The following is a 9,295-nucleotide window of genomic DNA, read 5'->3' on the forward strand; positions in this document are numbered from 1 at the left end:
CGCATGGAAACATCAGGGGTGCAGCGTGACCCGCTGGGGCGATTCACTCCCGCGCCCGAGCGGCTCCCTCTCGCGAGGGAGATCCGGGACCGCTCTCACCGCCGATCCCTCGGGGCTTCGCGATCTCCAGACTTGGTTCCAGCAGTCAGAACCGATCTGAAGGATGACCATGAGGATTCGCCGCACCGCGCTCGCCGGACTCGCCCTCGCCGTGATCACCGCGGGGACGGCCACCCCGGCGACGGCCCGGACGGCCCGGACGGCGTCCGCCGTCACCGCGCGGCAGGCCGTGCCGCCGGTGAACCCCGACGCGCTGCGCCGGGCGATCGCCGGGCTTCCCGACGCAGAGGGGACTGCCGCCCAGGTCCGGGTGGGCGGCTCCGGGGGGAGCTGGCAGGGCGTGTCCGGGGTGCGGGACCTGCGCTCCAGACGGCCGGTGCCCGCCAACGCCCGCTTCCGGGCGGGCAGCGTGACGAAGGTCTTCACCGCGGCCGTGGTGCTCCAGCTCGTCGCCGAGGGTGAGCTGCACCTCGACCGGACCGTCCAGTACTACCTGCCCGGCCTGCTCCCCGAGAACTACCGGCCGGTCACGGTCGGCCAGTTGCTCAATCACACCAGCGGCTTGCCCCCGGCTGACCTGGCCAAGGGACTGCCGGCCGGGGAGACGGCCGACGGGTTCACCTGGATCTACAAGCGCCGCTTCGAGCACTGGACACCTGAGCGGATCGTGGCACTGGCGACACAGGACAAGATGGAGTTCGAGCCGGGCACCGCGCAGCATTACCTCAACATCAACTACACCGTCGCGGGAATGCTGATCGAGAAGATCACCGGGTCGAGCTACGAGCGGCAGGTGCGCGAGCGGATCCTGCGCCCCTTGGGCTTGCGCGACACCTTCCTGCCCACCGACGACCCGTTCCTCCACGGCCCGCACACGAACGGCTACCAGGTGTTGGACGGCAGGACGATCGACGTGACCGTATGGGGGCACTCGATCGAGTGGGCGGCCGGCAACCTCGTGTCCACGACCGCCGACCTCGAACGCTTCACCACGGCGCTCTTCCGGGGCGACGTCGTACCGGCGCCCCAGTTGGAGCTGATGTTCACGGTTCCTCCCAAGGAAGTGAGGATGTACGGCGATGCGAAGGAGGCGACCTACAGCATGGGGCTGACCCGGGTGGATCTGCCCGGCGGGATCGTCCTGTGGGGTAAGACCGGTGGCCGGTACGGCTATCTCACGGGCATCGGCGGGCTGCGCAACCCAGCGGGCGCGGGCGAGCCGCCCCGCACGCTCGTCTACTCCTACAATTCGGTGGACGCCAAGTCCGAGAGCGTGAAGCCGAGGATGATGGACATCATCATCACGGCGTTCTCCTGACGGTCCGGTCGCAGACGTCGGCCGGCAGGTCGAGGACGCGCAGCGGGCCGGGCGGCGGGCTGTGCCGCCCGGCAGGACCGAGCCTAGACCTGGTGGCGGCGCGCCCACAGCCGGCGCGTGTGCGCCTGCCAGGCCTGGTAGTCCTCGTGGCTGCGCGGGTCGTGGCCGAGCACCATCAGGGCGGTGTCGGCCCACGAGGCGGCCTCCTCCGGCTCGCCGCCGGTGAGGATCGGCACCGCCTGCGCCACGTGGTCGGGCAGCGGGCCCGCCTGCGCCCTGGCGGCCACCGCGAACGCGCAGCCCTGCGCCAGGTGCGGCCGGAAGCCGTCCGCGCCGGCGTGGTCGGTGAGCCACCACAGCTCGTCGGCCTCCGCGCCGCCCGTGTAGGCCGCCGCGAAGCCGACGCCGCTCCACAGCGCCGCCCGCCTGATCGCCGGGTACGCGGCCACCCGGGCGGCCACGTCGTCGGGCGAGGCGCAGTCGTGATACCACAGCAGCCGGCCCAGCCCCTGGTCGAACAGCGCGCAGTGGGCCCGGGTGAGCAGGTCGGGCATGGCCCGCTCGCCCACCATGCGGTCGGCCCTGGCCATGCTCCACCCGAAGCCGAACCCGTCGACGGCCAGCCAGCGCAGCAGCGGGTGCGCCCGCCGCCCGGCGCGGACCGGGCGCAGCCGCAGCAGCGCGTAACCTCGGCCCGCGCCCAGGTGGGCGGCGAACTGGTGATGTGTGGCGGGGCCGGCTAGTAGCTCGCGAAGGCGCCGGCCCCGGGTCAGTGTGATCAGATCGAGCACCGCGCACGCGGCCCCGGCGCCCTCGTAGGCGAAGGCCCGCTGGTCGTGTGAAATTTCCTCGATCTTCTCGATTTCCTGCGAAATGACGGCATTGAAGCCGAAAACATATGACTTTTCGGCATTCTCGATAACCGTCCGGGAAGGTCCGCGCGTCAGCCGGAACCTTCGCCTGCTCAGATCGGACTCGCAGGCATCCTTCATCAGATACCTCCGCCAGCCGCGAGCTTCCGCCAGCGTCGGCTCGGTCCCGACCTGCTCCAAGAACGTTGTTGTGCCCGTGTCGCCCACGCTTCCCCCGAAGACGCCTCGTACGGCCACCCACGAACCTAGTAACCGCAATACGCCATTGCCCGCAACCGCTCGGCTTGTCCGGTCAAAGGATCGGCAAAACCCCTTGCGTACCGGGGCCCGGGGCGTACGGGAAATCAGGCGCGGGCCGGCGTGCAGCCGCAGACGTCGGCGCGGACGGGCGCGGGGGAGGTGGCGGCGACGTCGCGGAAGAGGCCGGAGCCGCCCGAGAGGCCGGACAGGGCGTCGGCGGCGAGCACGACGGCGGCGGCGGTGTAGCCGGACCGCTCGTGCGGGAAGTGCTTGCGGTTGGCGAACTGCCAGCCCGTCCAGTACGAGCCGTCCTCGTGCCGCAGATGCTGCATGTCGGCGAACAGCGCTGCGGCCCGGTCGCGGTCGCCGAGCGCGTCCAGCGCCAGCACCAGCTCGCACGTCTCGGCCCCGGTCACCCACGGCTGGTCCGACACGCAGCGGATGCCGAGCCCCGGCACCACGAACGTGCTCCACTCGCGCTCCAGCAGCTCCGCCGCCTGCGGCCCGCGCACCGCGCCGCCGAGCACCGGGTAGTACCAGTCCATCGAGAAACGGCTCTTGTCGGCGAACGCCTCGGGATGGGCGGCCAGCACGTGCGCCAGCCGGTCGGCGGCCAGCTCCCAGTGCGGCTGCGGGTCGCCCAGCCGGTCGGCGAGCCGTACGCCGCACCGCAGGCCCTGGTGGACGGAGGAGCAGCCGGTCAGCAGCGCGTAGTCGGCGGCCCGGCCGCGCGCGTCACGCTCCCAGACGATCTCGCCGCGCTCGGTCTGCAGCCCGGCCACGTAGTCGACCGCGGCCTTGACCATCGGCCACCGCTCACGGACGAAGGTCTCGTCCCCGGTGACGAGCAGGTGGTGCCACAGGCCGACCGCGACGTACGCGGCGTGGTTGGACTCGCCGCCCTGCTCGACGGCCACCCCGCCGGCGACCTTCATCGGCCACGAGCCGTCGTCGCGCTGGTGACGGGCGAGCCAGTCGTAGCCCCGCGCGACGGGCTCGCCGAGGCCGGCCACCGTCATGGCCATCAGGCACTCGACGTGGTTCCACGCGTCGACGTGCCCCTCGGGCCACGGCACGCCGCCGTCGTCCTGCTGGATCGCCGCGATGCTCTCGGCCGTCCGGACGACCTGCTCGCGGGAGATCACGCCTCGGGCTTCCTGACGTAGAGCACGACACTCTTGCCGATGACCGGGTTGAGCAGGGCCTCGGCGATCCGGGTGGCGGCCGGGCGCTTCATGATGTCCCAGACCAGCAGCTCGTGGTAGGCCTTGGCGAGCGGGTGCTCGTCGTTGTTGACGCCGACGGCGCACTTGATCCACCAGTACGGCGCGTGCAGGCCGTGGGCGTGGTGGTGCGGGCCGATGACGAACCCGGTGGCCTTCAGCTTGGCCGACAGCTCGGCCAGCGTGTAGATGCGCACGTGCCCGCCGGGGGCGGTGTGGTAGTCCTCGTCCAGCGCCCAGCAGATCCGCTCGGGCAGGAAGCTCGGCACCGTGATCGCGGCGGTGCCGCCCGGCTTGAGCACCCGGAAGATCTCCCGCATGGCCGCCATGTCGTCGGGGATGTGCTCCAGCACCTCGGCCGCGATGACCCGGTCGAAGCCGCCCTCCTCGAACGGCATGTCCAGCGCGGTGCCCTGGACGGTCTCGCCGGTGGCCCCGAGCGGCACCTCGCCCGCCTTGTCCATCGCCACGAACATGGCCGCCACGCTGTCGAGCTCGGCCTGGTCCATGTCGAACGCGACCACGTCGGCGCCGCGGCGCAACACCTCGAAGGCGTGCCTGCCGCCGCCGCAGCCGAGGTCGAGCACGCGCACGCCCGGCCCGACGGGCAGCCGGTCGAAGTCCACGGTGAGCACTGGGCGAATCTCCCTTGCAGGTCAGCGGGTACGGCGGGCCGCGATGGCCTCGCGGTAGGCCTCGACGGTTCTCTTGGCCACGACGGTCCAGGTGTAGCGCTCCATGGCCCGGTCGTAGCCGGCCTTGCCGACGCGCTCGCGCTCCTCGGGCGAGTCGTGCAGCCGGCGCAGCGCGGCGGCCAGCTCCTCGGCGTCGCCGGGCGCGACCTGCACGGCGGCGTCGCCGACCACCTCGGGCAGCGCCCCGGTACGGCTGGCGACCAGCGGCGTGGCGCAGGCCATGTGCTCGACGGCGGGCAGCGAGAAGCCCTCGTACAGCGACGGCACGACCGAGATCTCCGAGGTGGCGATCAGCTCGCCCAGCTCGTCGTCGGAGATGCCGTGCACGAACCGGACCCGGTCCTCCAGCGACAGCTCCTTGACGAGCTGCTCGGTGGGACCGCCGGGGGTCGGCTTGCTGACCACGGTCAGGTTGACGTCGCGTTCGGTGGCGAGCTTGGCCACGGCACGCAGCAGTGTCGAGACGCCCTTCATCGGGGAGTCGGCGCTGGCCACGGCCACGATCGAGCCCTTGCGCCGGGGCTTTTCCGGACGCGGGTGGAAGTAGCGGGTGTCGACGCCCAGCGGGATCAGCCGCATGTTGGCCTGCGGGACGTTGAAGTCGCGGTGGATGTCGGCCAGCGACGACTCGCTGACGGTCAGGATCGGGTTCAGCCGGGGCGCGACCTTGGCCTGCATCTTCACGAACCCGTACCAGCGGCGCATGGTCAGCTTCTTGGCGCCCTTGGCGGCCTCCAGCTCGATGCGCCGGTCCACGCTGATCGGGTGGTGGATGGTGCCGACGACCGGGAACAGCTTCTGGATGCCGAGCAGGCCGTAGCCGAGCGTCTGGTTGTCCTGGACGACGTCGAAGTCGCCGACGCGCTTCTTCAGCTCGCGGTGGGCGCGCAGCGTGAACGTCAGCGGCTCGGGGAAGCCGGCCGTCCACATGGTGCCGACCTCCAGCAGGTCGATCCAGTCACGGTATTCGCCGAGCTTGGGGGTCCTGAACGGGTCCTCGTCCCGGTAGAGGTCGAGGCTGGGCACCTTGCGCAGGATGACGCCCTCGTCGAGCTCGGGGTAGGGCTGGCCGGAGAACACCTCGACGTGGTGACCGAGCGCGACCAGCTCGCGGCTCAGATGGCGGAGATAGACGCCCTGGCCACCACAGGTGGGCTTGCTGCGGTAGGACAGCAGCGCGATCCGCAGCGAGTCGCTCACGGACACCCCTTTCTCCTGCCCGGTAGGCCCTGTGGCAGGGCGTGTACCGTGAAAGATGACCTTAGTCCGAGAAGGCTACCATTCGGTAGGTCATCTGGAATTGTTCTCAACGGCTTCCACAGGCCGTGCGAACTGCGACGTTGCCGTGACCGAGCGTGGTTCGGTGGAACGTGTTCTAGGTGAGCGGTCATGGGCAGGGCGGTACATTCCATCCCAATGGATGCGGCGGCATAGTTGGAGGACCCGTTGGCCAGGCGCGCTCTGATCACCGGCATCACCGGCCAGGACGGTTCCTACTTGGCGGAGCACCTGCTCGGCCAGGGCTACGAGGTGTGGGGTCTGGCGCGTGGCCAGGCCAACCCGCGCCTGTCGCGGATCCGCAAGCTGCTGGCCGACGTCCAGGTGGTGCGCGGTGACCTGCTGGACCAGGGATCTCTGATCTCCGTGGTGGAACGGGTTCAGCCCGACGAGGTCTACAACCTGGGCGCCATCTCGTTCGTGCCGATGTCCTGGGAGCAGGCGGAGCTGACGGCCGAGGTCACCGGGATGGGCGTGCTGCGCATGCTGGAGGCGATCCGGGTGTGCTCGGGCGTGTCGCGCGGGTCGCGCGGCTCCGGGCAGATCCGGTTCTATCAGGCCTCGTCCTCCGAGATGTTCGGGCAGGTCGCCGAGACGCCGCAGAACGAGGCCACCGCCTTCCACCCGCGCTCGCCCTACGGCGTGGCCAAGACGTACGGCCACTTCCTCACGCAGAACTACCGCGAGTCGTACGGCATGTTCGCGGTCTCCGGCATCCTGTTCAACCACGAGTCGCCGCGCCGGGGCGCCGAGTTCGTCACTCGCAAGGTCTCGCTCGGCGTGGCGCGGATCAAGCTCGGCCTCGCCACCGAGCTGCGCCTGGGCAACCTGGAGGCCCGGCGTGACTGGGGCTTCGCCGGCGACTACGTACGCGCCATGCACCTGATGCTCCAGGCCGGCACGCCCGAGGACTACGTCATCGGCACCGGGCGCATGAAGTCGGTGCGTGAGCTGGCCGAGGCCGCCTTCGCGGCGGCCGGGCTCGACTGGGAGCGTCACGTCGTCACCGACACGGCCCTGCACCGGCCCGCCGAGGTGGACCTGCTCTGCGCCGACCCGAAGAAGGCCCGGGTGCAGCTCGGCTGGGAGCCGACGGTCTCCTTCGACGAGCTCGTGGCCATGATGGTGGAGTCCGACCTGCGGCTCCTGACCGACGGCGGCGACCCGGACCAGGAGAGTTCCTGGCCGTAAGGCCCTCCCCGTGAACGTTCGCGGGCCGGGATACGTGATCAATGGCGTGAACGCCGCGCGGACTCCGGCCCGCCGCTCCGCGCGCCTTATTGACAAGTGAGTTTTTTACGTAAAGAGTGATTTTTGCGATGAGAGACGTCCTGTATCTGGAAGCGATCGAGCAGGCCGAGGCCCTGCTCAAGCCGCAGCGCGTCGAGGTGCTGCGGCAACTCGCCGAGCCGCGCACCTGCACCGAGGTGGCCGCCCGCCTCGGGCAGACACCTCAGCGGGTCTACTACCACGTCAAACGCCTGCTCGACGCCGGCCTGGTCGACCTCGTGTCGGAGCGCAGGGTGCGGGGCATCAACGAGGGCATCTACCAGGCGGGCGCCCGCTCCTACTGGCTGTCGCCGCGCCTCGTGGGCCGCATCGGCCTGGCCAAGGCCCGCGACGAGCTGAGCCTCGGCTATCTGCTCGACCTGATGGAGGAGGTCCAGGCCGACATCGCCGCCCTGGACAGGACCGCGCCGGAGCTCCCGTCGATCGGGCTGTCGGGCGAGATCCGCGTACGTCCGGAGCACCGCCAGGAGTTCCTGAACGACCTCCAGAACACGCTGCGCGACCTTTTCACCCGCTACGGCGGAGCCGAAGGCGACGCCTTCAAGCTGGCCGTGGCCTGCTATCCCAAGGAAGAGAACGATGAGTGAGCCGATGATCCTTCGTGCCCGCGTCCAGGCCCCCGTCAAGGAAGTCCGGAACGCCCTCACCGATCCGGCGCTGCTGCGCGTGTGGCTGGCCGAGCACGCCGAGGTCTCACTGCCCGACCGGTTCGCGTTCTGGGGGCGCGACACGCCCGAGGGCGACGCGCCGCACCAGCGCCTGCTGCACGCCGACGACCACACCGTACGCATCGCCTGGACCCTCGACGGCGTCGAGACCACCGCCGAGCTCGGCGTCGAGGAGGAGACGCCCGACAGCACCATCGTCACCGTGTCGCAGACCCACTTCGACCACCGGGAGGCGATCGAGGAATCCAGCATCCGGGGCGTGCTGCAGACCTACTGGTGCCTGGCGCTGGCCAACCTCGCCGAGCACTTCGAAGGACGCGACCTCACGCCCAGGGTCGACTTCACCTCCTCCGGCCTGCGGGCCACGGTGACGATCGACGCCGCGCCGTCGGCGGTGTTCGAGTCGCTGATCGACAGCGAGGCGGTCACGCGCTGGTTCGGCTACCCGATCGAGATCGAGCCGCACGTCGGCGGCCGTTACGCGATGGGCGGGCTCGACAACGACCCGCACCCGGCCAAGGTCCTGGAGCTGGAGCCGGAGCGGCGCCTCACGATCGACTGGGGGCCGGTGGGGATCGGCTCGTGGGAGCTGGAGGGCAGCGAGGGGCGGACACGGCTCACGATGGTGCAGAGCGGCTTCGACCGGCCGCCGTACGCCGCCTGGGCGGGCAACCTGTCGGGGCTGTCGGAGCTGCGCCGCTACCACGAGGTGCCGGCCTGGCAGCCGATCTGGCTGAGCTGACCCTTCACCGGCGGAAGGCCGCCTCCGCACGGCCTTCCGCCCCCTGGGGCAGCAGCTTCGGGCGTTATCCACAGAACCGGGTTCTGGCCTCTCGTGGCCGCCCGGGCCCGCGCATCATGGTCCGCGTGAACGCCCCAGCCTCCGGCCCCTCCCTGCTCGATCGTGCCCGTCGTGTCACCCGCACCGTCCCCGGGCCGTGGCGTGCCGCCAGACGGCGGCCCACGTCTGGGGGCTCCGCGCGCTGAGCACCGCCACCCCCGAGACCGCCTGGCCCGTGGAGGTCATCGCCCCCACGCACCTGGCGATCCCCGGCTGCGTCACCCACGTGGCGCGCCTGCCCGCCCGAGACATCACCGAGCACGACGGCGTACGCGTCACCACCCGGGAGCGCACCGCCCTCGACTGCGCCGCCCACCTGCCCCGGCTCGACGCGGTCGCGCTCCTGGACCAGTTCCTCCGCGCCGGGGTGGACCTCGACGCCGTGTGGCGCCGTTCCCCTTCCGACCGCGTCCACGACCTGCTCGCCCTGACCGACCGGGGCGCCGCCTCATCCAGGGAGAGCTGGCTCAGGGTGATCCTCGTCGACGGCGGCCTCCCCAGGCCCACCACCCAGATCCGCGTACCCCTGCCCGAGGGCCGCAGCGCCTACCTGGACCTCGGCTGGGAAGCCTACGGACTGGCCGTCGAGTACGACGGCCGCGCCCACCACACCGCCCCCGCCGACCAGCACCACGACGAGACCCGCCGGAGCGAGCTCCGCCACCACGGCTGGCGCGTCATCGTCGTCGGCCGCGACGTCATCCCCGCCCACAGCGCCGACCTCCTGGAGAACGTCGCCAACGCCCTCATCGAGCGAGGCTGGCGCCCGGGGCCCGACGACACGACCCGCATCCTGTCCCGCATCCGCGC

The 9,295-nt window shown here is 71.0% G+C and carries 9 protein-coding genes; 5 read left to right on the forward strand and 4 right to left on the reverse strand.

Features of this window, described 5'->3' with window-relative positions; genetic code table 11:
• Positions 1 to 169: 169 nt before the first annotated feature.
• On the forward strand, positions 170 to 1,378 hold the full coding sequence (locus ADY59_RS24430) for a serine hydrolase domain-containing protein (RefSeq protein ID WP_156325700.1): 1,209 nt from the start codon (positions 170 to 172) through the stop codon (positions 1,376 to 1,378).
• 83 nt (positions 1,379 to 1,461) lie between these two features.
• Here ADY59_RS24430 and ADY59_RS24435 read toward each other — a convergent pair whose 3' ends face one another.
• From ADY59_RS24435 to ADY59_RS24450, 4 genes are all read right to left on the reverse strand, one after another.
• On the reverse strand, positions 1,462 to 2,370 hold the full coding sequence (locus ADY59_RS24435) for a DUF1702 family protein (RefSeq protein WP_156325701.1): 909 nt from the start codon (positions 2,368 to 2,370) through the stop codon (positions 1,462 to 1,464).
• A gap of 224 nt (positions 2,371 to 2,594) precedes the next feature.
• Complete coding sequence (locus ADY59_RS24440) at positions 2,595 to 3,635, reverse strand: prenyltransferase (protein ID WP_049566037.1); 1,041 nt, start codon at positions 3,633 to 3,635, stop codon at positions 2,595 to 2,597.
• A complete protein-coding gene (locus tag ADY59_RS24445; protein WP_049566040.1) occupies positions 3,632 to 4,348 on the reverse strand; it encodes a class I SAM-dependent methyltransferase in 717 nt (238 codons plus the stop codon). The genes ADY59_RS24440 and ADY59_RS24445 overlap by 4 nt, the downstream gene beginning before the upstream one ends.
• 21 nt (positions 4,349 to 4,369) lie before the next feature.
• A complete protein-coding gene (locus tag ADY59_RS24450) occupies positions 4,370 to 5,614 on the reverse strand; it encodes a glycosyltransferase family 4 protein (RefSeq protein ID WP_053175097.1) in 1,245 nt (414 codons plus the stop codon).
• A gap of 240 nt (positions 5,615 to 5,854) precedes the next feature.
• Between ADY59_RS24450 and ADY59_RS24455 the strand changes: the two genes are divergently transcribed.
• From ADY59_RS24455 to ADY59_RS24470, 4 genes are all read left to right on the forward strand, one after another.
• A complete protein-coding gene (locus ADY59_RS24455) occupies positions 5,855 to 6,877 on the forward strand; it encodes a GDP-mannose 4,6-dehydratase (RefSeq protein ID WP_049566045.1) in 1,023 nt (340 codons plus the stop codon).
• Positions 6,878 to 7,005: 128 nt separating this feature from the next.
• Positions 7,006 to 7,563 carry a winged helix-turn-helix domain-containing protein gene (locus ADY59_RS24460; RefSeq protein WP_049566048.1) on the forward strand — a complete coding sequence of 186 codons (558 nt, stop codon included), beginning with the start codon at positions 7,006 to 7,008 and terminating at the stop codon, positions 7,561 to 7,563.
• Positions 7,556 to 8,386, forward strand: coding sequence for an SRPBCC family protein (locus ADY59_RS24465; protein WP_049566051.1), 831 nt, complete (start codon positions 7,556 to 7,558; stop codon positions 8,384 to 8,386). Before ADY59_RS24460 ends, ADY59_RS24465 begins: the two co-directional genes overlap by 8 nt.
• A 196-nt stretch (positions 8,387 to 8,582) precedes the next feature.
• The coding region (locus ADY59_RS24470; RefSeq protein WP_049566053.1) for a hypothetical protein at positions 8,583 to 9,295 on the forward strand (713 nt) is incomplete at its 3' end.

Source organism: Nonomuraea sp. SBT364 (assembly GCF_001083785.1).
Lineage (GTDB): Bacteria > Actinomycetota > Actinomycetes > Streptosporangiales > Streptosporangiaceae > Nonomuraea.